General features: G+C 63.3%; 23 protein-coding genes and 1 tRNA gene. 4 read left to right on the forward strand and 20 right to left on the reverse strand.

Features of this window, described 5'->3' with window-relative positions:
* Positions 1-13: 13 nt before the first annotated feature.
* The 10 genes from E3T43_RS12485 to prmC form a co-directional block, all read right to left on the reverse strand.
* Positions 14-916: a F0F1 ATP synthase subunit gamma gene (locus tag E3T43_RS12485; RefSeq protein WP_134472653.1), complete on the reverse strand. Its 903-nt coding sequence runs from the start codon at positions 914-916 to the stop codon at positions 14-16.
* A gap of 60 nt (positions 917-976) precedes the next feature.
* Positions 977-2614: a F0F1 ATP synthase subunit alpha gene (atpA, locus tag E3T43_RS12490; RefSeq protein ID WP_134472691.1), complete on the reverse strand. Its 1638-nt coding sequence runs from the start codon at positions 2612-2614 to the stop codon at positions 977-979.
* A 113-nt stretch (positions 2615-2727) separates the two neighbouring features.
* Entirely contained in the window at positions 2728-3525 is a 798-nt protein-coding gene (locus E3T43_RS12495; RefSeq protein WP_134469857.1) for a F0F1 ATP synthase subunit delta, read from the reverse strand.
* A gap of 3 nt (positions 3526-3528) precedes the next feature.
* Positions 3529-4089, reverse strand: coding sequence for a F0F1 ATP synthase subunit B (locus tag E3T43_RS12500; protein WP_134444797.1), 561 nt, complete (start codon positions 4087-4089; stop codon positions 3529-3531).
* A gap of 29 nt (positions 4090-4118) precedes the next feature.
* Positions 4119-4355: an ATP synthase F0 subunit C gene (atpE, locus tag E3T43_RS12505; protein WP_092448748.1), complete on the reverse strand. Its 237-nt coding sequence runs from the start codon at positions 4353-4355 to the stop codon at positions 4119-4121.
* Positions 4356-4408: 53 nt separating this feature from the next.
* Entirely contained in the window at positions 4409-5197 is a 789-nt protein-coding gene (gene atpB / locus E3T43_RS12510; RefSeq protein WP_241978968.1) for a F0F1 ATP synthase subunit A, read from the reverse strand.
* Between the two features lie 195 nt (positions 5198-5392).
* Positions 5393-5869, reverse strand: coding sequence for a hypothetical protein (locus tag E3T43_RS12515; protein WP_134444777.1), 477 nt, complete (start codon positions 5867-5869; stop codon positions 5393-5395).
* Complete coding sequence (locus tag E3T43_RS12520; RefSeq protein ID WP_134472655.1) at positions 5866-7149, reverse strand: MraY family glycosyltransferase; 1284 nt, start codon at positions 7147-7149, stop codon at positions 5866-5868. Before E3T43_RS12520 ends, E3T43_RS12515 begins: the two co-directional genes overlap by 4 nt.
* A gap of 3 nt (positions 7150-7152) precedes the next feature.
* Complete coding sequence (locus tag E3T43_RS12525; RefSeq protein ID WP_134472656.1) at positions 7153-8004, reverse strand: L-threonylcarbamoyladenylate synthase; 852 nt, start codon at positions 8002-8004, stop codon at positions 7153-7155.
* Between the two features lie 70 nt (positions 8005-8074).
* Positions 8075-8959: a peptide chain release factor N(5)-glutamine methyltransferase gene (gene prmC / locus E3T43_RS12530; protein ID WP_134472657.1), complete on the reverse strand. Its 885-nt coding sequence runs from the start codon at positions 8957-8959 to the stop codon at positions 8075-8077.
* A gap of 90 nt (positions 8960-9049) precedes the next feature.
* Here prmC and cysK point away from each other — a divergent pair, with 90 nt between their 5' ends.
* The gene (gene cysK, locus E3T43_RS12535; RefSeq protein ID WP_134472658.1) at positions 9050-10000 is read left to right on the forward strand and encodes a cysteine synthase A; all 951 of its coding nucleotides are present in this window, start codon (positions 9050-9052) and stop codon (positions 9998-10000) included.
* 15 nt (positions 10001-10015) lie between these two features.
* Positions 10016-10621, forward strand: coding sequence for a serine O-acetyltransferase EpsC (gene epsC / locus E3T43_RS12540; protein ID WP_198414360.1), 606 nt, complete (start codon positions 10016-10018; stop codon positions 10619-10621).
* 90 nt (positions 10622-10711) lie between these two features.
* Here the strand turns inward: epsC and prfA are convergent, their stop codons facing one another.
* From prfA to argS, 8 genes are all read right to left on the reverse strand, one after another.
* Complete coding sequence (prfA, locus tag E3T43_RS12545; RefSeq protein WP_092448756.1) at positions 10712-11791, reverse strand: peptide chain release factor 1; 1080 nt, start codon at positions 11789-11791, stop codon at positions 10712-10714.
* Positions 11791-14292, reverse strand: a complete 2502-nt coding sequence (gene rho, locus E3T43_RS12550) for a transcription termination factor Rho (protein WP_134472659.1) — start codon at positions 14290-14292, stop codon at positions 11791-11793. Before rho ends, prfA begins: the two co-directional genes overlap by 1 nt.
* 277 nt (positions 14293-14569) lie before the next feature.
* The gene (gene thrB, locus E3T43_RS12555) at positions 14570-15529 is read right to left on the reverse strand and encodes a homoserine kinase (RefSeq protein ID WP_092448758.1); all 960 of its coding nucleotides are present in this window, start codon (positions 15527-15529) and stop codon (positions 14570-14572) included.
* The gene (thrC, locus tag E3T43_RS12560; protein WP_134469839.1) at positions 15526-16653 is read right to left on the reverse strand and encodes a threonine synthase; all 1128 of its coding nucleotides are present in this window, start codon (positions 16651-16653) and stop codon (positions 15526-15528) included. The genes thrB and thrC overlap by 4 nt, the downstream gene beginning before the upstream one ends.
* A complete protein-coding gene (locus E3T43_RS12565) occupies positions 16653-17990 on the reverse strand; it encodes a homoserine dehydrogenase (protein WP_241978962.1) in 1338 nt (445 codons plus the stop codon). The genes thrC and E3T43_RS12565 overlap by 1 nt, the downstream gene beginning before the upstream one ends.
* A complete protein-coding gene (gene lysA, locus E3T43_RS12570) occupies positions 17987-19405 on the reverse strand; it encodes a diaminopimelate decarboxylase (protein WP_134472660.1) in 1419 nt (472 codons plus the stop codon). Before lysA ends, E3T43_RS12565 begins: the two co-directional genes overlap by 4 nt.
* A gap of 136 nt (positions 19406-19541) precedes the next feature.
* The gene (locus E3T43_RS12575) at positions 19542-20303 is read right to left on the reverse strand and encodes a DUF2993 domain-containing protein (RefSeq protein ID WP_166791316.1); all 762 of its coding nucleotides are present in this window, start codon (positions 20301-20303) and stop codon (positions 19542-19544) included.
* 2 nt (positions 20304-20305) lie between these two features.
* Positions 20306-21982, reverse strand: a complete 1677-nt coding sequence (gene argS / locus E3T43_RS12580; protein ID WP_134472662.1) for an arginine--tRNA ligase — start codon at positions 21980-21982, stop codon at positions 20306-20308.
* A gap of 41 nt (positions 21983-22023) precedes the next feature.
* On the opposite strand from argS, the gene E3T43_RS12585 reads away from it, so the two are divergent.
* Together E3T43_RS12585 and E3T43_RS12590 are read left to right on the forward strand one after the other, a co-directional pair.
* A complete protein-coding gene (locus E3T43_RS12585; RefSeq protein WP_134472663.1) occupies positions 22024-22686 on the forward strand; it encodes an iron ABC transporter ATP-binding protein in 663 nt (220 codons plus the stop codon).
* Positions 22687-22708: 22 nt separating this feature from the next.
* Positions 22709-22780 (forward strand) — tRNA-Arg (locus tag E3T43_RS12590).
* Between the two features lie 295 nt (positions 22781-23075).
* On the opposite strand, the gene E3T43_RS12595 is transcribed toward E3T43_RS12590, so the two are convergent.
* Both E3T43_RS12595 and E3T43_RS12600 read right to left on the reverse strand, forming a co-directional pair.
* Positions 23076-25442 (reverse strand): AAA family ATPase, encoded by a 2367-nt coding sequence (locus tag E3T43_RS12595; RefSeq protein ID WP_134472664.1) that lies wholly within the window; start codon positions 25440-25442, stop codon positions 23076-23078.
* The gene (locus tag E3T43_RS12600) at positions 25439-25993 is read right to left on the reverse strand and encodes a hypothetical protein (protein ID WP_174844346.1); all 555 of its coding nucleotides are present in this window, start codon (positions 25991-25993) and stop codon (positions 25439-25441) included. The genes E3T43_RS12595 and E3T43_RS12600 overlap by 4 nt, the downstream gene beginning before the upstream one ends.
* Between the last annotated feature and the right edge of the window lie 212 nt (positions 25994-26205).

Consider the following 26205-nt stretch of genomic DNA (forward strand, 5'->3'; position numbering starts at 1 on the left):
CTCTCTTCTCTGGTTACTTCTTGGCGGATGAGAGCGCATCGGCTCCACCCACGATCTCGGAAATCTGCTGGGTGATCTCGGACTGCCGCGCGTTGTTCGACAACCGCGTGTAGTCCGTGATCAGCTTGTCGGCGTTGTCGCTGGCCGACTTCATCGCCTTCTGACGGCTCGCGTGCTCGGAAGCCGCCGACTGCAACATGGCGTTGAACAGACGACTCTCGATGTAGACCGGGAGGAGGCTGTCTAGAACCGTTTCCACGTCGGGTTCGAACTCGTAGAGAGGAAGAACCGTGTTGTTGCCCGGTTCTTCCACACCCTCGACGACCTCGAGCGGGAGCAGTCGAACGACTTCGGGAACCTGGGTAACCATGCTCACGAAGCGGTTGTAGACGATGTGAATCTCATCGACGCCGCCATCGGAGTAGTCCGTGAGGAACGACTCGAGCAGGGCCTCGCCGATTTCCTTGGCCGTTTCGAACTGCGGCTGATCGGTGCCGCCGGTCCAGACTCGCTCAGACGCGCGGCCCCGAAACGTGAAGTAGGCGATGGCCTTACGGCCCACCAGGAAGTAGACGATGTCTTTGCCCTGGCCGCGCAGCAGCTCACTGAGCGACTCCGCTTCACGCAGAACCTGCGAGCTGAACGCGCCAGCCAGGCCACGGTCGGAGGCGAAGATAACGACCGCTGCGCGCTCGATCTTCTCCGGCTCCGTTGTGAGCACGTGCTGGACGTTCGAGTACGTGGCCACGGCCGAGACGGCACGAGTCACTGCACGCGAGTACGGGGTTGACGCAGCGACTCGCGCCTGCGCTTTCTGGATGCGCGAGGCGGAGATCAGCTCCATGGCCCGAGTGATCTTCTTGGTCGTCTGGGCAGACTTGATCTTCTGCCGGTAGACGCGAAGTTGCGCTCCCATGTGTCTGCTTCCTTGTCTTTCAGTTTGATGAGATCAGTGGCACCGCAAGTCGAAAAGCGACTAGCGGCGGTGCTTGACGATCTTTTCCTGGTTGACGTCTTCGGCGGCGATGGCCTCAAACTTCCCTTTGCCAACCGAGGCGAGCGGCTTGCCCTCGCCGGTCTGGAACTCGAGCTTGAACTTGTCGACACCCGCGGTCAGAGCGGCAACGGTCTCGTCGGAGAGAACGTTGGTCTCGCGCAGGTTCTTCAGAATCTCGGTGTTGCGACCGAGGAAGTCGAGCAGCTCGCGCTCGAAACGCAGCACGTCGGGAACCGGAACCTCGTCGAGCTTGCCGTTGATGCCGGCCCAGATCGAGACAACCTGGTCCTCAACGGGGTACGGCGAGTACTGCGGCTGACGCAGAAGTTCGGTCAGACGAGCACCGCGAGCGAGCTGACGGCGGCTGGCCGCGTCGAGGTCGGAGGCGAACATCGCGAAGGCTTCGAGCGAGCGGTACTGAGCCAGCTCAAGCTTGAGCGTTCCCGACACCTTCTTGATCGACTTGACCTGCGCGTCGCCACCGACGCGGGAGACCGAGATACCCACGTCAACAGCGGGACGCTGGTTGGCGTTGAACAAGTCGGACTGCAGAAAGATCTGGCCGTCGGTGATCGAGATCACGTTGGTCGGAATGTAGGCGGCAACGTCGTTGGCCTTGGTCTCGATGATCGGAAGACCGGTCATCGAACCGGCGCCGAGGGCGTCGGACAGCTTGGCACAACGCTCGAGCAGACGGGAGTGCAGGTAGAACACGTCTCCGGGGTACGCTTCGCGTCCCGGCGGGCGACGCAGCAGCAGCGAAACGGCACGGTAGGCCTCGGCCTGCTTGGACAGGTCGTCGAAGACGATGAGAACGTGCTTGCCGGCGTACATCCAGTGCTGGCCGATGGCCGAACCGGTGTACGGGGCGAGGTACTTGAAGCCAGCCGGGTCGGAAGCGGGGGCGGCGACGATGGTGGTGTACTCCATCGCTCCGGCATCCTCGAGCGCACCCTTCACCGAAGCGATGGTGGAGCCCTTCTGTCCGATGGCGACGTAGATGCAACGAACCTGCTTGTTCGTGTCACCGGACTCCCAGTTGGCCTTCTGGTTGATGATGGTGTCGATCGCGATCGCGGTCTTGCCGGTCTGGCGGTCACCGATAATGAGCTGACGCTGGCCGCGCCCGATCGGGATCATGGCGTCGATGGCCTTGATGCCGGTCTGCATCGGCTCGTGCACGCTCTTACGGTGCATGACACCGGGGGCCTGCAGCTCGAGGGCACGACGGGCCTCGCTGACAATCTCGCCGAGACCATCGATCGGCGCGCCGAGCGGGTCGACGACGCGACCGAGGAAGGCGTCACCGACGGGAACGGAGAGAACCTCGCCGGTGCGGTGCACCTCCATGCCCTCAACAACGCTGGCGAACTCGCCGAGGACGACGACGCCGATCTCATCTTCATCGAGGTTCTGGGCAAGGCCCAGGGTGCCGTCGGCGAATTTGATGAGCTCGTTGGCCATCACGCCGGGCAAGCCCTCAACGTGGGCGATACCGTCACCGGCCGTGGTGACGTAGCCGACCTCGGTCGTCGATGTCTTGTTCGGCTCATAGGACTTCACGAAGTCCTGGAGAGCGCCACGGATCTCATCGGGGCTGATCGTTAGTTCTGCCATCATCTTCCCTTTTCTGTACGGCTGTACAGGTTCTGTCTGTTCAAGACGCTGCCGCCCTGAATCTGGTACTGCGTGGTTTACGGTGCTGCCGGTTTTGCCGAACTGCGCAAAAATCAGCTGGCGAGCTGGAGTCTCAAATCGGCCAGGCGGGTTGCAATGCTGCCGTCGATGACCAGATCGCCGATCTGTACGCGTACTCCCCCGACCAGAGCCGGGTCGACGACCTGGTTGATGGTGAGTGCACGCCCATGGCGTTCCTGGAGGCTCTTGCGCAGACGGTCGAGCTGGGCGGGCGTCAAAACGCTCGCCGAAGTGATGGTGGCAATAGACGTTCCGGCCTGATCGGCGACAACGGATGCCGCCTGCCGCAGCAATTCGCCGATGCGACGGCCGCGAGGCTGCTGCACCAGGTGGCGAACGATTGCGAGCGTCTGACCGGACACCTTGCCGGCCAGGAGCTTTTCAACCAGGGCGGCTTTGGCGTCGATTTTGCCAAGCTTGCTGGCCAGGGCCAGTTCGAGCTCGGCGTCAGAGGATACGGTCTTGCCGAAGGAGAACAGTTCGCCCTCGATCGACGTTTCGGCCGAAACAGACAGGGCGGATGCCCGAAGGCCCAATTCTTCGATCCCGGCTAGCAGGTCGTCGTGACTGGACCAGCGTTCGGCAACGGCTGCGGCGAGCAGATCCAGCGCCCGAGGCGTCACGCTCGCACCGAAGACGGCACGAACGAGGGTGACCTTGGCCGCAGCATCCGCTGATGCATCGCCAAGCGCCGACAGGAGCTGCGACGACGAACCGATCACTCGACCGGCGCCGAAGAGGCTTTCGCCCGTCGCCAGATCAGTCGTGCTGCCGGGGACGGACAGTGCCGCCCTCGATGTGGCGAGTGCTTCTCTGGTGGCGCTTCCCATTGGTTAAATCTTTCCTGCTACTGGTGCTTCGCTGGCTTCGAGTTCAGCCAGGAAACGATCGACGATGGCGCTGGCCTTTGCGTCGTCAGACAGGCTTTCACCGATGACGCCCGAGGCGAGGTCAATTGCAAGGGTGCCGACCTCACTGCGGAGCGACACGACTGCGGCCTGACGTTCGGCTTCGATCTGCGTCTTGGCACTGGCCGCGATGCGACCGGCCTCAGCCGCAGCCTGCTCCTTGTGCTCAGCGACGATGCGCTGGCCGTCGGTGCGGGCCTGGTCACGAATAGCAGCGGCTTCGGCGCGAGCGTCAGCGAGCTGGGCCGTGTACTGCACGAGTGCAGCTTCGGCTTTGCGCTGGGCGTCGTCCGCCTTGGCGATGTTGCCCTCGATGGCTTCTGCACGGTCGTCAAGAAGCTTCTGCATCTTCGGGAGCACGAGCTTCCAGAAGAAGAACAAAATCACGACAAAGCAGACCGCCGACCAGATGATGTCGTACCACTCTGGAATTAGCGGGTTCTTCGCCGCTTCTTCAGTCGCGGCTGCAATTACTGCGTGAAGCATCATGCCTCCTAACTAAGTAGTGAAGAGGACTAGTTCGTGAAGATGAAGTAGGTGGCGATGCCGATGAAGGCGAGCGCCTCGGTGAAGGCGATACCGATGTACATCAGCACCTGCAGGCGACCGGCCAGTTCAGGCTGACGCGCGACACCCTCGATGGTCTTGCCAACGACGATACCTACACCGATTGCCGGGCCGATGGCTGCGAGGCCATAACCGACGGTCGCGATGTTTCCGCTGATTTCCGCGAGAACGGTTGTTGCGTCCACGTGTGTTTCCTTCCGTAGTGGTGAATTCGGCGATCGCCGGATTCGTAAAGTGTCTAGTGTTCCTCAGCCAGCGCGAGCTGGATGTAGACGGCGGTGAGTAGGGCAAAAATGTAAGCCTGGAGGACGGCAATCAGCACTTCGAAGAGCGTGAAGGCGAAGCCGAAGACGAGGGTGCCAGCGCCGAAGAGCTTGAACCCGCCATCCGCAGTGAAGAAGAAGAACTGGGTGGCGCTGAAGAACAGCACGAGCAGAAGGTGTCCGACGATCATGTTCATCATCAGTCGAAGCGTGAGGGTGACCGGTCGCACCAGGAACGTCGAGATGAATTCGATTGGCGTCACGATGATGTACAGGGCCGGAGGAACTCCGGGCGGGAAGAGCGAGTTGCGGAAGAACTTCGCAGGGCTCTTCTTGACGCCGGCGTAGATGAAGGTTCCGTAGGAGATGACACCGAGAAGCAGCGGAACCCCGATCACCGAGGTGCCGGCGATATTGAGGAACGGAATGATTCCGGTGATGTTCATGAACAACACCATGAAGAAGATCGTCGTCAGAAGTGACAGAAAACGCTTGCCGTCTTTCTTACCGAGCAGGTCTTCGGCAATGTTGACGCGAACGAAGTCGAGTCCCATTTCGGCCAGGCTCTGGCCGCGGGTCGGAATGATCTTCATACGACGCGTACCGAGCCAGAACACCAGCATCAGGACCGCAACCGCGAGGAAGCGGATCAGGATAATGCGGTTGATCTCGAACGGAGTATCGGCAAAGAAGATTACATCGGGGAAGAACTCATTGATGGAGGGACCGTGGAATTCACCGTCGTCGGTGGCAGACGGGACCATCAGGTTTACGGCGATTTTTAGCAGCGCTTTCTCCTGTTTCGGGGCGGTGAGCTCTGCTCGCGCATCGACGAATATGGGCAGGTTCACTACGCTGTACAGCATGTGCAAACCGGGGTTGGATCGGTGTTTACTCTAGCAAAGATCAGGCGCTGCGCCGAATCGAGAGCGGGATGGGTCGAGGCTTGGGTGCCAAGGTCAGTCGTCGATGGGTGCAGGGGGCAACGTGACGTCACTCGTATAGGGCATTCGACTCTTCATCACCACGACCGCATCGACCACGAGGGAGCCGATCACTCCGGCAATGATGCAGAAGAACAGCACCATTGGCTGGATCCAGGCGCGGTCCTGCAGCAGCACCAAAAGCACCAGGAAGACGACGAACTTGAGCAGCCAGCCGCCCATGATGATGCCAAAGAATCCACCGATGGCGGATTCGTTTCCGGCCACGCGGTTGGCCAGGAGAATACTGCCGGCCGTGATCCCCATGAAGGCGACCGACATGGCAGTTCCGATGAGAGCGCTGAGCACCCCGGTACCGCCGTCGACGACAAAGCCCACAATGGATCCGATCACCGCGATGGCCACGGCGACGTAGACGCCGTAGATCAGGATGCGACGCAGCACGGGGATCGAGGTGGGCTGGGTGGGGGCGGGCGTGTTGGTGCTGGTCATGCGTTCTCCTCGGCAGGCGTCGCCGCGGGGGCGGTCGCTCGTGTCGTTGCGGGGTCTGATAGTACGGGTGTGTCTGTGGCGTGCTGGGCCGCGACGTCGAGCGGGTCGAGCTGATTCAGAACGACCACCGGCAGCGGCGCCGATTGGCTGGCCCACTCGCCGGTCTTGCGGCGACCGAGCGGGGCGAGGGTGACGATGGTGCAGATCAGGAGCGAGGTCACCAGGAAGATGGTGGCGTAGCCGGTGGGAAGACCGAGGTAAACCGGCAGGATGTAGTAGAGCAGGCATCCGATGGATGCTGCGGCTGTCCACCCATAGAAGATCAGCACGGCATGCAGGTGGGAATGTCCCATATCGAGCAAGCGGTGGTGCAGGTGTTTTCGGTCGGCACTGAAGGGTGACTTTCCCGCGTGTACCCGGCGGAGGACGGCAAGCCCGAAGTCCAGCAGCGGGATGATCATGATCGCCAGGGGCAGCAGGAGGGGAATGAAGGCCGGGAACAGCTGCGAACGGTTGAGGGAGGTCAGGTCGATCTGCCCGGTGATGGCTATCGCACTCGTGGCCATGAGCAGGCCTACCAGGAGCGCACCGGCGTCGCCCATGAACATCTTCGCTGGATGCCAGTTCAACGGCAGGAACCCCACACAGGCGCCGACCAGGATGGCAGCAATCAGCGAGGCGAGGTTGAAGTAGTTGGTCGGCGAGGTGTCACGCACGAGCAGGTAGCTGTACAGAAAGAAAACGCCGTTGGCGATGAGGGCGACGCCGGTGACGAGACCGTCGAGGCCATCGATGAAGTTGATCATGTTCATGACGACGACGATGGCGACGACCGTGACGACGATCGACGTCCAGCCGCTCCAGACCGTCAGTCCGCCGATCGGCAGGGAGTAGATCTGCACGCCCTGCCAGGCCACGAGCCCGGCGGCGATGAATTGGCCGGCGAGTTTCGTCATCCAGTCGAGGTCCCAGATGTCGTCGGCCACCCCGACGAGCACGATCAGCAGCGCTGCGCCGAGGATCGCGAGGATCTGCTGCGGGTCGGCAAAGACCAGGCGCAGCGGTGCGAATGCTCCGGCCGTGAGGTAGGCGATACCGAATGCGACCAGGATGCCGAGGAACATGGCGATTCCGCCGAGGCGCGGTGTCGGGCGGGTGTGCACGTCACGTTCCCGAATCTTCGGGTAGAGACGGTACTTGTGGCTGAGCTTGTAGACGACGATCGACAGCCCGAAGGTGACGATCGCCGAAACGAGCGCGAGCAGAATGAATACTGTCATGGGCTACCGGCTGGTATCCGTGTCGTCCAGGGAGAGCGCGGAGAGTGTGGGTGCCGCATCCGTTTCGCCTGCAGCGGCGGGATCGACCGCTGCGTCGGGCGCCGCTGTGTCGGGCGCCGCTGCGTCGGGCGCCGCCTCCGGAGCCAGCAGTGCGCCGATGACGTCGGAGATCGCGTCTCGGGAGATGACCCCGGAGCGCACGATGTGCAGCAGACCGCCATTGGTCTCAAAGCCGGTCGCGTCGACGATGGTCGAGGAACCCTCACCAGCCAGTCCGAAGGCGCTTTCATAGGTGTTGCCGGCCGTGCCGCCGTCGAGATAGACCTCAACGCTTTCGCCGAGGGCAGCCTCGGCGGAAAGCGCGTCGAGGGCGGCGGGCGCGCCGCTGAGGTTCGCGCTCGACACCGCGAGCGGGCCGGTTGCGGCGAGCAAGTCGAGCGCGACCTGGTTGCTCGGCATGCGCAGGGCGACGGTGCCGCGGGTTTCGCCGAGATCCCAGACCAGCGACGGCTGGGCATGGACGATGACGGTCAATCCGCCCGGCCAGAACGCCGCGACCAGGTCGCGTACGGGCTGCGGTACGTCGACGGCGAGGGCATCGAGGGTGCTAACGGTGGGAATCAGCACGGGCGGCGGCGACTGGCGCCCGCGCCCCTTCGCGTCCAGAAGCAGCTGTACGGCTTCGGCATTGAACGCGTCGGCGGCAACCCCGTAGACGGTGTCGGTGGGGATGACGACGAGGGCCCCTCGGCCGATCGCCGAGCGCGCCAGTGCGATGGCCGCCTGGTATTTCGATTGGCTCGTGTCGGACTCGCCCGTGTCCGAGTCGCTCGTGCAGTCGTAGATACGTGTCATTTCCGGCAATTCTAACCCAGCGCGGTTGTGAGAAGCGGATTCCACGGCCACCGGTTGCGTCGCGCGTCGCTCAGGGGTGCAACGCCGTGGTCGCCCGGTCGCGACTCGTGTAGTCACGGTGGGTGGCCGGGGCGCGCCAACCGTCCGCGGCTAGCAGAGCCCGGATAGCCACTCCCTGCAGTTCCCCGTGTTCGATCACGAGCACACCGCCCGGTCGCAGCAGGCGCAGGCCGGTCGCCGATACGCTTCGCACCACGTCGAGGCCGTCCGGACCACCGAACAGGGCGTGGGCCGGATCGAACAGGCGCACCTCGGGGTCGCGGGGAATCGCATCCGCTGGAATGTACGGGGGATTGGAAATGACGACGGCGACCGTGCCGTTGAGTTCGACGAAGGCGTCGGCGAGGTCACCGAAGGTGAGGGTGGCATTGGGGGCAGCGACCTCCGCGAAGTTGCGAGAGGTCCACGGGTACGCTTCCGCCGAGTTCTCGACGGCGAAGATACGGGCGTGCGGCATCTCGGTGGCCAGGGCCAGAGCGATGGCGCCACTGCCGGTGCCGAGGTCGACACCGATCGGCTCCGCGTCGGGCATCGATCGCAGCGCGTCGATAGCGAACTGGGCGACCTGCTCGGTTTCAGGGCGAGGCACGAAGACACCCGGTCCAACGTTGAGGGCCAGCGCCCGGAATGGGGCGCGCCCTGTTATGTGCTGCAGGGGCTCGCGGGCGCTGCGGCGGGCCAGCAGGAGGTCGATGGTGACTGCATCCGCTTTGCTGACGGGTTTGGCCAGGATGCTGGCGGCCTGCACTTCGCCGCGGCTTTGACCGAGTACGTGGCCGATCAGCAGGTCGGCGTCGACCTCCGGGTCGAGGATTCCGGCGGCGCCGAGTCGGGCAATGGCCTGGTTTCTCAGGGAAGTGACGGTGGCGGGCTGGGCAGAATCTGAAGAAGGCACGTAGTGAAATGTAACGCACCCGGCCGTTAGTGGCCGAGGGCCATAGGCTGGTGAAGGCCCTAAACACCATATTTTGCCGAAGATCACCGAATGAAAGTTGCTCACGTGCCCAAGATCTATTCCGACATCACCGAAGCCGTCGGTGGGACCCCCCTCGTCAAGCTGAACCGTTTGACCGCCGGGCTCGGCGCCACTGTTCTCGCCAAGCTCGAGTTCTACAACCCCTCCAGCAGCGTGAAGGACCGCATCGGCGTCGCCATCATCAACGCGGCCGAGAAGGATGGCTCGCTCAAGCCGGGCGGCACCATCGTTGAAGCGACCAGCGGCAACACGGGCATCGCCCTGGCTATGGTCGGCGCAGCCCGTGGCTACAACGTCATTCTGGCCATGCCGGAGACGATGAGCAAGGAACGTCGCGTTATGATGCGCGCGTACGGCGCCGAGATCGTGCTGACCTCCGGTGCCGACGGTATGCGCGGCGCGGTCGAGAAGGCCGCCGAGATCGTTTCCAACACCCCGGGCGCCGTTCTGGCCAGCCAGTTCACAAACCCGGCCAACCCGGCCATTCACCGCGCGACCACCGGCGTGGAGATCTGGAACGACACCGAGGGCACCGTCGACATTCTCGTCGCGGGCATCGGCACCGGCGGCACCATTTCCGGCACCGGCGGCTATCTCAAGGAGCAGAAGCCAGGCCTCAAGGTCGTCGGCGTTGAGCCGATTGACTCCCCCATTCTCTCCGGCGGCAAGCCCGGCCCGCACAAGATTCAGGGCCTCGGTGCGAACTTCGTGCCGGAAACTCTGGACCGTCAGGTCTACGACTCGATCACCGATGTCACCCTGGCCGACTCGCTCGCCACGGCACGCAAGCTCGGCACCGATGAGGGCATCCTCGGCGGCATCTCCGGCGGCGCTGCCGTCTGGGCCGCGCTCGAGCAGGCGAAACTGCCCGAGAACAAGGGCAAGACCATCGTCGTCATCGTTCCCGGCTTCGGCGAACGGTACATCTCAACCGTGCTGTACGAAGACCTGCTCGACTAAGCCGTCAGCCCCTCCATGAATCCCCCAGAGTCAGTGAGCGTTTTCGGGCGCCTCCGCGAAGACATCGCGACGGCGCGCACCCACGACCCGGCCGCGCGCAGCAACACCGAGGTCTTCCTTGCCTACAGCGGGCTGCACGCGGTCTGGTCGTATCGGATCGCGAACCGTCTGTGGCGTCGTGGACTACACCTGCTGGCCCGCCTGATGTCTCAGGTGACCCGGTTTCTGACCGGAATTGAGATTCACCCGGGGGCAACCATCGGGCGTCGCCTGTTCATTGACCACGGCATGGGTGTCGTGATCGGTGAAACCGCGGTGCTCGGGAACGATGTGATGCTGTACCACGCGGTGACGCTGGGCGGCAAGAGCCGGCACGGGCATTCGCGCGGCGTGCGGCGGCATCCGTTTCTCGACGACGGAGTCACCGTGGGAGCTGGCGCCAAGGTCCTCGGCCCGATCACCATCGGTGCCTGGAGCACGATCGGCTCGAACGCGGTCGTAACCAAAGATGCCCCGCCGCGGTCGCTGCTCGTGGGGGTGCCGGCGACGATACGCCCGCAGACGCCCGCGACGGTCGAGTCCGCCCGCGGAGGCACCCTGGAGCCCGAGTACTACCTCTAGAATACGACCGGGCCCGGGCCCGGAAAGTAGGCCCATGTTCTATCGTGGGCCCGCTTTCCGGGCCCGGGCCCGGTTAGGTTAATGCGGGTGCTACTCGGGGTCGCCGAGCTCGGCCAGGCGAGTTTCCTCGTCGGCGTGGATGCAGGAGTCGATCACGGGGCCGAGGGCTCCGTTCATGACGGCGTCGAGGTTGTAGGCCTTGTAGCCGGTACGGTGATCGGCGATGCGGTTCTCCGGAAAGTTATACGTGCGGATGCGCTCGGAGCGATCCATGGTGCGAATCTGCCCCTTGCGCACAAGCGAGGCCGCCGCGTCGATTTCTTCCTGCTGACGCGCCAGAACCCGGGCCCGCAGCACGCGCATCCCGGCTTCCTTGTTCTGCAGCTGCGACTTCTCGTTCTGCATGGCCACCACGATTCCGGTCGGAAGGTGGGTGATGCGCACGGCAGAGTCGGTGGTGTTGACCGACTGGCCACCGGGACCGCTCGAACGATACACGTCGATCTTGAGGTCGTTCGGGTGCAGCTCGACTTCTTCGGGCTCGTCAACCTCGGGGAAGACCAGCACGCCGGCCGCCGACGTGTGAATGCGTCCCTGCGACTCGGTCGCCGGCACGCGCTGCACGCGGTGCACGCCGCCCTCGTACTTCAGGTGCGCCCAGACACCCTCGGCAGGGTCGCTCGAATTGCCCTTGATAGCGAGCTGGATGTCTTTGATGCCGCCAAGATCGCTCGAAGTCTGCTCGATGATCTCGGTTTTCCAGCGATTGGACTCGGCGTAGTGCAGGTACATGCGCAGCAGATCGGCGGCGAACAGCGCCGATTCGGCACCGCCCTCCCCCATCTTGATCTCCATGATCACGTCGCGGGCGTCGAGTTCGTCGCGCGGAATAAGCAGACGTCGCAGCTTCTCAGCCGTAACATCAAGCTGTTCCACCAAATCCGGAATCTCTTCGGCGAAGGCAGCGTCTTCGTCAGCGAGTTCACGAGCGGCTTCGAGGTTATCTTCAACCGCTTTCCACTCGTGGTACGCCGCGATGATGCGACTCAACTCGGCATAGCGCCGGTTGACCTTCTTCGAACGGGCCGGATTCGCGTGCAGCTCCGGATCCGCCAACTGCGACTGCAGGTCGTCGTGCTCGGCCAGCAGCGTGAGGACGGATTCGAACATTACTTATCCTTGTCTGACCCGTTCAGGGTCGGCATCGACTTCTGAACCTGCATGAGGAATTCCACGTTCGAGGAGGTCTCCTTGAGACGGCCGAGGATGAGTTCGAGCGCCTGCTGCTGCTCGAGCCCGGCGAGGGCGCGACGCAGCTTCCAGGTGACCTTGACTTCATCCGCGCTCATCAGCATTTCTTCGCGGCGGGTGCCCGACGCGTTCACGTCGACGGCGGGGAAGATGCGCTTGTCGGCCAGCTGGCGGGACAGGCGCAGTTCCATGTTGCCGGTGCCCTTGAACTCTTCAAAGATGACCTCGTCCATCTTGGAGCCGGTCTCCACAAGCGCGGAGGCGAGAATGGTGAGCGAGCCACCGTTCTCAATGTTGCGCGCCGCACCGAAGAAACGCTTCGGCGGATACAGAGCGGATGCGTCGACGCCGCCGGAGAGGATGCGACCAGAGGCCGGGGCCACCAGGTTGTAGGCGCGGCCCAGTCGGGTGATCGAGTCGAGCAGAACGACGACGTCGTGGCCGAGCTCGACCAGACGCTTGGCACGCTCGATGGCGAGTTCGGCGACGGTGGTGTGGTCTTCGGCCGGACGGTCGAAGGTAGAGGCGATGACCTCACCCTTCACCGTTCGCTGCATGTCGGTGACCTCCTCTGGACGCTCGTCAACCAGAACGACCATGAGGTGAACCTCAGGGTTGTTGGTGGCGATGGCGTTCGCGATCTGCTGCATGACGATGGTCTTGCCGGCCTTGGGCGGTGCAACGATCAGGCCGCGCTGGCCCTTACCGATCGGAGCGACGAGGTCGATGATGCGCTGGGTGAGCTTGCCCGGCTCGGTTTCGAGGCGCAGGCGCTCCGTCGGGTACAGCGGCGTGAGCTTGTGGAAGTCGACACGGGCCGCGGCCTCTTCAACGGTCTGACCGTTGATCGAGTCGACCTTGACGATGGCGTTGTACTTCTGTCGGCCGGACTGGTCACCCTCGTGCGGCTGGCGAATGGAGCCGACGACGGCGTCACCCTTGCGCAGGTTGTACTTCTTGACCTGGCCGAGCGAGACGTAGACGTCGCTCGCACCGGGCAGGTAGCCGGAGGTGCGCACGAACGCGTAGTTGTCGAGCACGTCCAGGATTCCGGCGACGGGAATGAGTACGTCATCGTCGTTGACCTCGGGCTCGAAGTCATCGCCCTGGTTCGGGCCGCGACGCTTGCGGTCACGGTACCGGTTGCGGTTGCCGCGGCCATTCATGTCGTCGTCGAGACGGTCGGGACCCTGGTTGCGATCCTGACCCTGGTTACGGTCCTGGCCACGGTCGTTCTGACCCTGATTGCGGTCCTGATTGCGATCCTGGCCCTGATTACGATCCTGGCCCTGATTACGGTCTTGATTGCGATCGGCCTGCGCCTGCGCGCGCTCCTGATTGCGTTCCTGATTGCGCTCATTGCGCGCCTGACGCTGACTCTGTGCGCGGGTCAGGCCCTCGTCGTTTGAGCCGTTCTGGTTGCGGTCGTTCTGGTTGTTCTGGTTGTTCTGATCAACCTGGTTACGGTCAGCGACCTGCGCACGGTCGCCACCGCGGCTACGGCTGCGGCTGCGGCCCTGGCGCGGCGCGTTCGTCTCGTTGGAGTCGTCGGTCGATTCGTTTGAGTCGTCTACTGCCTCGACCTGCGGGGCCGCTGCGTCGGCGGGCACCTCGACCGGCGCGGCACTGTCGGTGCCGGCATCGGCTGCGGGAACGTTGCGCTGCGACGACGCCCGACGGGACGGACGGCGGGCTGCCGGTGCAGTCTCGGCTGGCGTGCTCTCGGCCGGGACGCTGTCGGTCGGGGTGCTGTCAGCGGCTGCGCTGTCGATCAGGGCGCTGTCAGCGGTGTTGAGGACGACGGCGGCCGCACCATCGAGGTGAACCGGCGCAACCTGCACGCGTTTGCGCGCCTGGCGAACCGGCTTGTCGGTGACCGGTTCGGTGTTCTCGCCGGTGTTTTCAGAAGCGGATGCCGCAGCATCCGCTGTCGGCGCGCTCGTAGCGGCCGCAGCGCCACGAGCGTTGCGTGCAATACGAGAGCCGGCAGCCGGAGCGTCGGGGAGGATGATGCCGAATCCGGAGCTGGCGTCGGCATTGACGTGGGATTTGGCGGGAGCGGCGGTGCTGGTGCTGGCACGACGAGGCGCACGCTTACGCGGAGCAGCATCGATGGCCTCGGCGAGGCTCTCGACCGGTGCGGACTCAGCCGGCGCCGACTCAACTACGGGAGCAGCATCGAGGGGAGCAACGGTCAGGGCCGGAGCAGGGTTACTGGCCTGTTCAGTGCTGGTCTGCTCGGTATCGGCCTGTTCGGTGCCGGACCGAGCCGTTTCGATTGCGTCCACGAGTTCTCCTTTACGAAGCTTGGAAGCGCCGGAGATTCCCAGCTCGAGGGCCAGAGCCTGAAGCTCGGACACGCGAAGGGTACTGAGACGGGGAAGATCCGAGCCAGTGGCGCGGAGGTTGACATCAGTCACGAAGGGGGTTCCTTTCCCCTGCCGAACAAAAATTCAGGCCAGGAGATGTATGCAGCGACGAATGCGCTGCGGGTGATCCAATCCGACAAGTGGAGGGGATTGGTGTAAACACACACAGCTACGCACAAAATCGCAATAGCAGTGAGGTACAGGGAATGCACCGGATGTCGCCGGAGGCGGTTTCTATCGGGTGCGCTTCAACCATAGCACTCCACCATCAGTCGAATCGCCAGTCAGGCCGACGCGCAGGAGGCACGTCAGCCCGATCAAACGAGCGTTACGCGGCGCTCTCGGCCGTGCTCGCGGAAGCGAGCGGATGCACGGTGGCACCCTGCACATCAACGGCGAGCATGAGCGCGCGCCACGGGGTGTCTGACTGGCTCGCAACGAGTTCGGCTGCGACCAGACGCTGGCCCGGGTCACTCGCCAGCACCAGAATGGATGGACCGGCACCGGACACGACGGCCGCGAAGCCGGCTTCGCGCAGCAGGGTGATGAGCTTATTCGTCTCCGGCATGGCAGCGGCGCGGTAGCTCTGGTGCAGCTTGTCCTCGGTCGCGGCCAGCAGCAGTTCCGGGCTCTGAATCAGCGCGGCGATCAGCAGCGCAGAGCGAGACAGGTTGAAAACGGCGTCCTCGTGCGGCACGGAAGCTGGTTGCAGGCTGCGCGCGAGCGCGGTGGACATCTCCTGCTCAGGAACGAACACGAGAGGCTTGACGCCGCGGTGCACAACGAGCTTTTTGTGACGCGGGCCCTCGGGGGTGGTCCAGGCGATGGTCAAACCGCCAAACAGTGCGGGGGCGACGTTGTCCGGGTGCCCTTCCATCTCGGTGGCGAGTACGAGCAGCATTTCGGCGTCGATGTCGACCACGCCCTCCAGCAGTCCCTTGGCCGCCATGATGCCCGACACGATGGCCGCACCGGAGGAGCCGAGGCCGCGCCCGTGCGGAATGACGTTGTGCGCGACGATGTTGAGCCCGGGCATGGGCTGACCCACGGCCTCGAAGGTGTGAATGATCGCACGCACGACGAGGTTGCTCTCGTCGGTGGGCACCTCACCGGCGCCCACTCCGTGCACCTCGACAAAGACGCCGGGTTCGCTGCGCACGGTGACTTCGAGCTGGTCGTACTTGGCCAGCGCGAGCCCGAGCGTGTCGAAACCGGGGCCGAGGTTGGCCGTGGTGGCCGGCACCTGCACCGAGACGGCGCGCCCAATCAGCGAGAGCGGACTGATCATGCCTTGCCCAGGCCGAGCACGCTGGCGATTTCGGCGGTGTCGACCGGCACGATGGTGGGCACGACGTCGGAGCCGTCGGCGGTGCGCAGCGCCCAGTTCGGATCCTTCAGACCGTGGCCGGTGACGGTGATCACGACGGTCGAGCCCTTGGGGATGAATCCGGCCTCGGCGCGCTCGAGCAGGCCGGCCACTCCAATAGCGGATGCCGGTTCTACGAAAATTCCGACCTCGGCCGAGAGAATGCGGTGCGCTTCAAGAATTTTTGCATCGGTGATGGCACCGAAATAGCCGTCGCTCTGCTCCCGCGCGTTCAGCGCGAGGTCCCAGGATGCCGGGTTGCCGATGCGGATGGCGCTCGCGATGGTGTCGGGGTTGTCGACCCGGTGGCCGAGCACGATCGGGGCGCTGCCGGAGGCCTGGAAACCGAACATGCGTGGCAGTTTCGTGGTGGCGCCGCGGGCGACCTCTTCGCTGTAACCGCGAAAATAGGCGGTGTAGTTGCCGGCGTTGCCGACCGGAACGAACTGAAAGTCCGGGGCGTCGCCGAGCACCTCGACGACCTCGAAGGCGGCGGTCTTCTGGCCTTCGATGCGGTCGGGGTTGACCGAGTTGACCAGGTGCACCGGGTAGTTGGTGGCGAGGTCACGGGCGATGTCGAGGCAGTCGTCGAAGTTGCCCTGCACCTGCAGCAGCTGCGCGTTGTGGGCGACGGCCTGGCTGAGCTTGCCCATGGCGATCTTGCCCTCGGGCACGAGCACAGCGGCGGTGATGCCCGCGTGGGTCGCGTAGGCGGCGGCGGAGGCACTCGTGTTGCCGGTCGAGGCGCAGATGACGGCCTTCGCGCCGTCTTCCATGGCCTTGGAGATGGCCATCGTCATTCCGCGGTCCTTGAACGACCCGGTCGGGTTCATGCCCTCGAACTTGATCCAGACCTTTGCGCCGGTGCGCGCGGAGAGCGCTGCGGCGGGGATGAGCGGCGTGCCGCCCTCCCCGAGGGTGATGATCGGGGTCTTCTCGGAGATATTCAGTCGGTCGGAGTATTCGTTCAGCACCCCGCGCCACTGGCGACTGACGATCGCGCCGGGCTTGGTCAGATTGGTACTGGTCTCGCTTGGGCTAAACATCAGACTCCTTCAACTCTCAAAACGGATGCGACTTCGGTGACAACACTGTTGGTGGCCAGGTCCTGCACGGTGGCGGCGAGTGCGGCCTCCGTTGCGTCATGGGTCCCGATCACTAGGGTAGCCGTGGCCGAGCGTGCTGCACGACTCTTCGTTGCCATCACGGCCGGTGTCATGGACTGTTCCACGAGCGCCAACGAGACCTTGCGTTGGCCGAAGACGCTCGCGATGGTCGCGAGCACGCCGGGTTCGTCGGTGACTTCGAGGGTCACCGCGTACCGTGTGGTGACCCGGCCGATATCAAAGATGGGCAGTTCGGCGTAGGTCGACGCGGCAACGCCCGGCCCACCGGCAACGTGACGCCGCGCGATGGAGACAACGTCCCCGAGCACGGCCGAGGCCGTCTCCACTCCCCCGGCTCCGGCGCCGTAGAACATGAGGCTGCCGGCGGATTCCGCCTCGACGAAGACGGCATTGTTGGCGCCGTGCACAGCGGCCAGCGGATGGCTGCGCGGAACCATCGCCGGGTAGACCCGTGCCGACACCCCGTCGACGCCGTTTTCGTCGGTGACCCGTTCGCAAATGGCGAGCAGCTTCACGACATAGCCGGCCTTGCGCGCCGATTCAATCTGCGCGGGGGTGACCGACTCAATGCCTTCTTGGTAAACGGATGCCAGCGGCACCGTCGTGTGAAATGCCAGACTCGCCAGAATGGCCGCCTTCTGCGCGGCGTCGTATCCGCCGATGTCGGCCGTCGGATCGGCCTCGGCGTAACCGAGCGCCGTCGCCTCGGCCAGCGCGTCTTTGAGACTGGACCCGTCGGTGTCCATCCGGTCGAGAATGAAGTTCGTGGTGCCGTTCACGATGCCGAGAATGCGCTTGACTTGATCGCCGGCGAGGCTCTCCCGCAGCGGACGCACGATGGGGATGGCCCCGGCGACCGCGGCCTCGTAGTTGATTTGGGCGCCGACCTGATCGGCGGCGGCGAACAGCTCGGGTCCGGCTTGGGCGAGGAGCGCCTTGTTGGCGGTGACGACATCCGCTCCACTATTGATCGCCAGCAAAATGTGACTGCGAGCCGGCTCGATGCCGCCCATCAGCTCGATCACGATGTCTGCGCCGAGAATAAGCTCCTCGGCGTTGGTCGTGAACAGGTCGCGGGGCAGATCGACCTTGCGTTCCGCGTTCACGTCGCGCACCGCGATGCCGACCAGTTCGAGGGTGGCGCCGACGCGGTTGGCCAGTTCAGGGCCCTGTTCCAGCAACAGGCGGGCCACCTGGGCGCCCACGTTGCCACCGCCGAGGAGCGCGACGCGCAGATTGCGGTATTCGATCTTCAAGATTCTCCTCCATTGGCCGGGCCCGTCGAAGGCATCCCGGTGTCCCGCGCGAGCAGGTCGGCTATCGTTTCGCCGCGCACGAGCACCCGCGCCGTGCCATCCAGCACGGCAACGACGGGCGCGCGGCCCTGGTAGTTGTAGTTGTTGGACAAAGCCCAGCAGTAGGCGCCGGTGGCCGGCACCGCGAGCAGATCGCCGGGGGTCACATCATTCGGCAGATAGTCGGCGTCGACGACGATGTCGCCGCTCTCGCAGTGCTTGCCGGCGATGCGCACGAGCACCGGCTCGGCCGTCGACACCCGATCGGCGAGGCGTACCGCATAGTCGGCCCCATAGAGGGCCGGGCGAACGTTGTCGCTCATGCCGCCATCGACGCTGACGTAGAGGCGCTGCGTACCCGACACGTCGACGGCTTTGGTGGTGCCGACACGGTAGAGGCTCACGCCGGCGCGTCCGATGATGACGCGGCCCGGTTCGAACGCGACGACCGGCAGCGGGATGTTCAGCCGCGCGCACTCGGTGGCGACGATGTCGGCCAGGGCTTCGGCGAGCTCTCGAATCGGCGTGGGTTCGTCGGCGCTCGTGTAGGCGATGCCGAAGCCACCACCGAGGTTGAGTTCGGGCACCGGGCCGTCTTTGAGCAGGACCGCGTGCAGGTCGAGCAGCCGGGCGGCCGACTCGGCGAATCCGTCTGCACCGAAGATCTGAGAGCCGATGTGGCAGTGCAGGCCGACAAAGCCCAGCGCGGGTTCCGCGCGAATCAGCGCGACCAACCTCGGTGCATCGGTAAGCACGACGCCGAACTTCTGGTCTTCGTGCGAGGTGGCCAGAAAATCGTGGGTATGGGCGTGCACGCCGCTGTTCACGCGCAGCCGCACGTTCTGCACCCGGCCGTTGCGCGCGGCGGCTTCGGCGACGCGGCCGATTTCCACCTCGCTGTCGATCACGATCGTGCCGACGCCCACCCGGGTGGCCTGGTCGAGTTCGGCGAGGGACTTGTTATTGCCGTGAAAGCCGAGCCTGGCCGGTTCGGCGCCGCCAGCCAGCGCGACGGCGAGTTCGCCACCGCTGCAGACGTCGATATTGAGGCCCGCGGCGGTGACCCAGCGCACGATCTCGGTCGACAGAAACGCCTTCCCGGCGTAATACACCTTGACGCTCGTGCCGATACGCGCGAACTCAGCCTGGAACACGGTGAGCAGCTCGCTCGCGCGGGCGCGGGCATCCGCTTCATCGATGACATAGAGAGGAGTGCCGAATTCGGCGGCGAGGGCCGAAGCCCTCACCCCACCGATGAGGAGTTCACCGCTGGTGCTGCGGGCGGCCGTCGCCGGCCAGAGGCCGGGTGCCAGCTCGTTCGCGTCGGCGGGAAGGCGCAGCCAGTCGGGGGCCAGAGAATTAGGTTCAGTCGTCACGGGGAATACCTCACGAGAGTCGAAGGGGAATCTCAGCGAGCGAACCCGGATTGGTCCCTGAAGCCGGAAAAATTGGTCAGCCCACGAAAGGGGCAGGCCTGACCAAATTCTACCGCCGCAGGTGACGACGATCGAATTAGTCGGCGCAGCTGCCGAGGGTGGTCAGCGACTGCACGGTGAGCCGCAAAGTGCTCGACTCCAGCGTAACGCGTGCTCGCTCGGGTGAAATGTCAACGTCGCTCAGTTCGACTCCCTCGGGCAGGTAGCTGGCCACGCAGACACCGATCGGGGCCTGCTGGAGGATGAGATTGACCAGCGGTGTTGCGTCGATGTCGCCAATGCCGCTGGTGACGGTCGCTTCGGTCGGGGTGAAGTTCAGGGTGTCGCCGGCGGCGCTGGCCTTGGCCGTGGCGCTGTAGCCGACATCGAACTCGAACAACCTCACCGACGCGGTCAAGGCAACGTCATCATCGCCGAGGGTCAGTACGGCGTCGGCCGGCGCGCTGCCGGAGGCCTGAACGAGCTGATTGAGGGCGGCCTCATCGAGGTCGAGGGTCGCACTGAGCGAGCCAATCGCCTTGGCCGTATTGGTCGACACATCGCGGGCAATGACGTGAACGGATGCCGGCACGCCGTCGACAGTCAGCTTCGGCGCGGTCAGTTCCACCTCGTCGAAATTGCCTCCGATGAACTGGGCGATCACCGAGGTGCCGCCGATGGTCACGGTGACGTCCCCGGTCACGGAGGCGGGCATCCGCTTGCTGATTTCGGTTTCGGCGCGGTCCTGGGCGAAAGCGCGCAGTCCGCTATCGACCAGGAAAAACGCGACCACGAGCAGAACGGCAAGCGTCCCCAGAATTATCAGCGGAACCAGACCGCGACGTTTGCGCTTGGCCACGATTACATACGCTCCGGGGCGGTGACGCCGAGCAGGTCGAGGCCGTTGCGGATCACCTGGCCGGTCGCGTCGTTGAGCCACAGACGGGTGCGGTGCAGGTCGGTGACCGGTTCCTCGCCGAGCGGGATGACGCGGCAGTTGTCGTACCAGCGGTGGTAGTAGCCGGCGACCTCTTCGATGTAGCGGGCGACGCGGTGGGGCTCCCGCAGTTCGGCGGCCTGGGCGACGATGCGCGGGTATTCCTGCAGCACGCCGAGCAGCGCGGATTCGCTGTCGTGCACGAGCAGCTCCGGCGAGAACACGGAGCGCTCGACGCCGCTCGCTGCCGCATTGCGGGCGACCGAGCAGGTGCGGGCGTGGGCGTACTGCACATAGAAGACCGGGTTGTCGTTCGTCTTCTTGCCGAGCAGGTCGAGGTCGATATCGAGCTGCGAGTCGCTGTTCGAGCGCACCAGGGCGTAGCGGCCGGCATCAACACCGACGGCGTCGACGAGGTCGTCCAGGGTGACGATGGTGCCGGCGCGCTTACTCATGCGCACCGGTTCGCCGTCTTTGAGCAGGTTGACCATCTGGCCGATCAGAATCTGCAGGTTCACGCCGGGCTCGTCACCGAAGGCTGACACCATCGCCATCATGCGGCCGACATAACCGTGGTGGTCGGCGCCGAGCATGATCAGGCACTGGTCGAATCCGCGCTCACGCTTGTCGAGGTAGTAGCCGAGGTCGCCCGAAATATAGGCGGGTTCACCGTTGGAGCGGATGATCACCCGGTCACGATCGTCGCCGAAGGTGGTGGTGCGCAGCCAGATGGCGCCATCCGCTTCGAAAATATGACCCTGTTCGCGGAGGCGTTCGATGGCGCGGTTGACGGCGCCGGATTCGTGCAGCGAGTCTTCGTGAAAATACACGTCGAAGTCGACGCCGAAACCGTGCAGCTTGTCCTTGATCTCGGTGAACATGAGGTCGACACCGATCGAGCGGAACACTTCCTGCTGCTCGTCGCGGGGCAGGGCAGCGACGTCGCCGTCGTACTTCGCAAGCACGTTCGCCGCGATATCGCCAATGTACGCTCCGCCGTAGCCGTCTTCGGGAGTGGGCTCGTCGAGGTAGCTCGCCAGCACGCTGCGGGCAAAGCGATCGATCTGCGAGCCGTGGTCGTTGAAGTAGTACTCGCGGGTGACGTCGGCGCCCTCGGCTTGCAGGACGCGGGCGAGGCTGTCGCCGACCGCGGCCCAGCGCACGCCGCCCATGTGGATCGGGCCGGTGGGGTTGGCCGAGACGAATTCGAGGTTGATTTTGAGACCGTCGTAGAGGTGGCCGGTGCCGTAGACCTCGCCCAGGTTGACGATGGTCTTGGCGAGCGCGCCGGCCGCCGCAGCCTCGAGACGGATATTGATGAAGCCGGGGCCGGCGATTTCAACGGATGCGACATCGCTCAGCTGTTCGAGACCGGCGGCCAACTCCGCGGCGATTTCACGCGGGTTGGCGCCGAGCGGCTTGGCGATCTTCAGCGCGATGCTCGAGGCCCAATCACCGTGGTCGCGATTGCGCGGGCGCTCGACGGCGACGTCGGCGAGGGTGAGTCCGAGGTCTACCCTTGCCGTGTCAGCCTCGCGTCGGCGTTCGCTGACGTCCTGGATGAGATCGAAAAGGGACTGGGAGAGTTCGGCAGGAGTCACTGAACAATCGTACCGGCCCCTCCTGTTGGTAAGGTCAACACGTGACTGATACCCGCGTCTACCCCTCATTTGCCCGCACCGCTCCTCGCTTTGCGCGGCGTCGGGCAGGCCTGGTGCTCGCCGGTGGCGCTCTGTTCGCGCTCGTTCTGAGCGGCTGCGCCAGTGGTGACGAGCCGACGCCGACGGATTCTGCGGCGACGAGCACGGCATCCGCTGAACCGACCGAGAGTGCAGCGCCCTCGTCATCGCCGACGCCGACCCCGGAAGCGACCGGTTCTCCGATCGAGCGAGCCTGCGATGAGCTGCTCACCCTGCAGGATCTCTACGATTTCAACCCGAATTACGGCACCGCTCCGAGCTTCGCCCCAGCCGCCGGTGGCTTGGCCGAGTCTGCGCTTGACTACAACGGACTCGCCTGCGGCTACTCGAACCAGACTAGCGGCGAGCTCATCGAGCTCTCGCTGGTAGCGCCGAACGACGTCTTGATGACCACACTCAAGCAGCAAGCGGATGCCGACAGCCAGGCCGTGCCCACCTACGGAACCCCGCCGACCGTCGACGGCTTCTTTGAATACGCCGCCGCCGGCAGCGGCCAGGCACAGGTCTTCACGGGAACCTACTGGGTCACCTTGAGCTCGCCAGCCTTCATCGAGCCGGGCGACTCCGAGCGCCTCATGTCGGCGGTGCTCGGTCACCTCGGGTAGCTGCTAACCTTGAACCACCCTGGCCCCCATAGCTCAGGGGATAGAGCACTGCCCTCCGGAGGCAGGGGCGGCAGTTCGAATCTGCCTGGGGGCACACTTGTCGAGTGCCAGGCTAGTTCGGACTTTTGCCACCTAGTTCGGACAAACGGCACCTTGTGGGCCCTCTCGAACAATCGCTTCCGGGCTAATCATCCGAATGTTTTTACCGTGCGTCCGGCTTACGCCTGAATCTGACTCATTCTTGGCGTTCCCGTCGCCCCCGCGCTGGAAGCAACTCCGACCAGCAGCGCTTCAATGGGGCGCTGTTATGTGGCTCGGCTTCGAACAAGAGCGTCGATGGCTATTTCACCAAGATTCAGCGAACGTGCAGAGACGCCCGACGAAAGACTTCACTCGGTCAGAACGACCGTTTTTCCGCAACGGCACACGATCGGACCTTGGCTGTGGCGTTCGACCCACCCATCACAAGACTCGCAATGAACGGCGCGATACAGGTCCATTGAAAGCAGGCCTAGGTATTCGATATCGTTCCAAGCGATCGATGTCGCCCAAGAGTTGTAATGCGCACCCATCAAGTTTCTGAGGACAAGCCGTTTGTCGATTTCCGTACATAGTTTCTGAATGTCACTCTTCTTCAGTGCGGACCGAACCCCATCCCAGAGATCCGCGAGAGTGTACTTATCGTCTTTTTTGCGAATCATGCGGATTTGGAGTCGCCAACTCAGCTCCTGGGAAATTTGCTCCAACAGAATGCCGATGGCAGACGCACTTGCTTGGCTATCGGAACGTTCCAGCGCACTGTCGAGCGACTTCAGGCTGCCGTGCGCCGTATCTTCGACTGTCAGGCCCGCGTCGAAGGACCATCGCGTTATTCTTCGATCTAATACAGGTAAGCCCTTGTGCTGGAACAGGCTCCTCAGCTGATCGTGCCAGCCGCGATCGTGCCCAGTGATAACGAGCTGCCAGTCCTTGAACTCATCAAGGAGAAAATCCATCACGTCAACCCTCACGGAGGCGTCAACGCTTTGAAGGACATCATCCAGCACCAGTACCTTGGCTTGGCCGTGCGCAGCAGCCTTCTTCGTCACTGTGAGGAAGAAAAGCAGAGCAATCAAGTCTTTGTATCCCTCACTGAAGACCTGCTGAGGGAATCCTGATTTTCCATTTTCGAATTGAACGACCACATCCAAGCTCAACGGGCCAGAAACCCCCACAAGAACCTGAATGGTTGAAACATGAGGGGCTCGAGTTATTCGCAAGAAACTGGCGGTCAGTTCTTCACCGACTTGACGTAGAACTGGCGAAATCCTAGCGAGCTGCTGACGGTACACGACCGGATTGAGGGCCTCGACGCCTTTCTCCAGCTTCCTCTTTATGATTTGGCTCCGTGCGAGAACATCTCTCAGGGACGAGATCGTGTCACGAACTTCTTCGCTCAAGGCATCCCACGCGGCAGGGGCGTCTTCGCCTAAACCCAGAGGGCCGGCCAACAGTTCTTCCTTCACGAATCGTTCGAGGCTCGACTTGTCCGTGAAGTCATTCCCGCTATCCGGGAAATAAGCGTCGAGCCGGCGCGCGAGGTCCGCTCGGCGGACCCGCACAGAAAATCGCTCTTCCTCGAGCATCCGTAATTCCTCGTCCGGCCGCTGACCCATCGACCCTTCGGGATCCGAAAAATAGTCAAAAAAGACAGTTCCCCGCGTCAAGGTTTCACTATCGAGAAACCTCAGTATGTCGGCGCGACGGATGACTACAGGGGCGATGCGAAATCCTGGCCGCACCGGATGGTTGGAGGCGACGAGTCGCCCAACTTCGTTCACGTCCAAGGACCGATCAAGGACAGTTCCGTCGCTCAGTGAGACGGAAGCTGAGGCGGTCGGACTCGCAATATTTCTAATCGATGGGCGGAGGCTGCTATTGAAGTCTGCGGAACGGTCATTTCGACCTTGCAGTGCAAACTCGATACCGTCAACAATGGTCGACTTCCCGACGCCATTGTCACCCCAGAGGAGAATACTTGTTGGCTTTCCTTGCTTGGTTAGGTCCAAAAGCACTTCCCCTGGAGAGCCTCTGAATCCGGACACTCGAACCTGGCGCAAGCGCAAGTCCATTTCACTCCGGTCGTAAAGCGGAATGTCATCAGAGCTCTCGTCTTGTGCCGCGACCAGACGTGACAGCCTGTCCGCTAAATCGTCTTGATTCTGAGACGCTACCGGAGCTGGGAGCCTCGACAGTAAGCTCGTCGGTTTCTCGGCAGCCTGATTGACTGCCTCAACGCAACGCCGCCACCTAACCTCGTCGTATCCAGTGAGCAGAAAGACATCGGTCCCCTTCGGACGATTTCGGGCTGTCCGCCTATAAGATTCCGCCCATTTGGGCAGCACCGTGAACCCATCCAGTAGATCCCGTGACATAGCCCTGCAGGAGTTCTGAACAGATCCACTGCCACCTACGTTTTCCGCGAAACTCCGAAGCATCGACACGACAGCGAGGGCGGATTTGGAAAAACCGGCCTGCGTGGGTGCGCTCTCGAAGCTGTGGATTTCGCGATCTGAAATCAGCACAGATAGAGCAAGGATCTTTTCGCGACCACCACCGTCGCGCTGCAGTCGCATGCGCAAACTGTACAGCGCGTTATTTGCAAGCCGCTCGAATTCCAGCGCTTCCCCAGGGGTGAGAGCAATGCGCTTTCGGATAGCGAAATGCAGCTCGGGCAGAGACCCTGACGTGACACCCTTGTCGGCAAGCGTTTTCAATTGGTTCCCCAACGTTGGTGGAAGAATGCACGTACGCGGGTAGGCATTTCCTCGAAATCCCCGAAATTCGCATCGAGTTCAGCTGGAAGGCCGTTCTCTCCAACAACGGCGGTTGGAATGGCGTTTTCTCTCCATAGGCTGACAATGCTCGGGCTGTCATCTATGGCCAACACAACATCGTTGCGCCTCTGGATCTGCGCCAATATGTCTGCCTTGACCGATCTGTCTACCCGATTGTCTCCGTCCCTGCGGAAGTGAATCTCGTCGTAAGGCACGCCGTGTTCTGCGAGCCACAACGTCGTGAGGAAGGACCAACGCTCCTCGCGTGCTGTGACTATGGCCACAATATGTCCCGCCAAGGAAACTTCCCGCACCAAGTCGACGACCCAGCCATGCGAAGGCGCGTTCAAGGATTCTGAATGAAAACGTTCAAAATCTCTCACGCCAGAAAAGCCAGGCTGTGACGGATCGACATTATACCGAATTTCGCGGACATCGCACAACGTTCCGTCAACGTCACAGATCACAATGGACGGACGGACATCGACCATAGGTTCCCCACGAACGTCACAGACACGGACCTGACGAGCTACAGAGATGCCCGCAGGGGTTTGGAATAGCATTGAACCCCATGCACCTCTCCCCCTATGGCTCATCTTCGAGCCTATCGGCGACCGGCGCCACAGAGCGCAAGTCACGGAACGTGATCCTCGCACATGAGATTTATCACTGTCAACCTTTCACAGCCAGAAGCGGCGCTGCC

The organism is Cryobacterium sp. Hh7 (assembly GCF_004403155.1).
GTDB lineage: Bacteria > Actinomycetota > Actinomycetes > Actinomycetales > Microbacteriaceae > Cryobacterium > Cryobacterium levicorallinum.

Bases quoted from the DNA above. Each gene is read 5' to 3' on its own strand.
- E3T43_RS12515 (WP_134444777.1), bottom strand. From the start codon at position 5,869: ATGACCAGCACCAACACGCCCGCCCCCACCCAGCCCACCTCGATCCCC.
- atpB (WP_241978968.1), bottom strand. From the start codon at position 5,197: ATGGTCCCGTCTGCCACCGACGACGGTGAATTCCACGGTCCCTCCATC.
- E3T43_RS12525 (WP_134472656.1), bottom strand. From the start codon at position 8,004: ATGACACGTATCTACGACTGCACGAGCGACTCGGACACGGGCGAGTCC.
- epsC (WP_198414360.1), top strand. From the start codon at position 10,016: ATGAATCCCCCAGAGTCAGTGAGCGTTTTCGGGCGCCTCCGCGAAGAC.
- atpA (WP_134472691.1), bottom strand. From the start codon at position 2,614: ATGGCAGAACTAACGATCAGCCCCGATGAGATCCGTGGCGCTCTCCAG.
- thrB (WP_092448758.1), bottom strand. From the start codon at position 15,529: ATGATCAGTCCGCTCTCGCTGATTGGGCGCGCCGTCTCGGTGCAGGTG.
- thrC (WP_134469839.1), bottom strand. From the start codon at position 16,653: ATGTTTAGCCCAAGCGAGACCAGTACCAATCTGACCAAGCCCGGCGCG.
- E3T43_RS12485 (WP_134472653.1), bottom strand. From the start codon at position 916: ATGGGAGCGCAACTTCGCGTCTACCGGCAGAAGATCAAGTCTGCCCAG.
- E3T43_RS12500 (WP_134444797.1), bottom strand. From the start codon at position 4,089: ATGCTTCACGCAGTAATTGCAGCCGCGACTGAAGAAGCGGCGAAGAAC.
- E3T43_RS12600 (WP_174844346.1), bottom strand. From the start codon at position 25,993: ATGGTCGATGTCCGTCCGTCCATTGTGATCTGTGACGTTGACGGAACG.
- prfA (WP_092448756.1), bottom strand. From the start codon at position 11,791: ATGTTCGAATCCGTCCTCACGCTGCTGGCCGAGCACGACGACCTGCAG.
- cysK (WP_134472658.1), top strand. From the start codon at position 9,050: ATGAAAGTTGCTCACGTGCCCAAGATCTATTCCGACATCACCGAAGCC.
- E3T43_RS12495 (WP_134469857.1), bottom strand. From the start codon at position 3,525: ATGGGAAGCGCCACCAGAGAAGCACTCGCCACATCGAGGGCGGCACTG.
- E3T43_RS12520 (WP_134472655.1), bottom strand. From the start codon at position 7,149: ATGACAGTATTCATTCTGCTCGCGCTCGTTTCGGCGATCGTCACCTTC.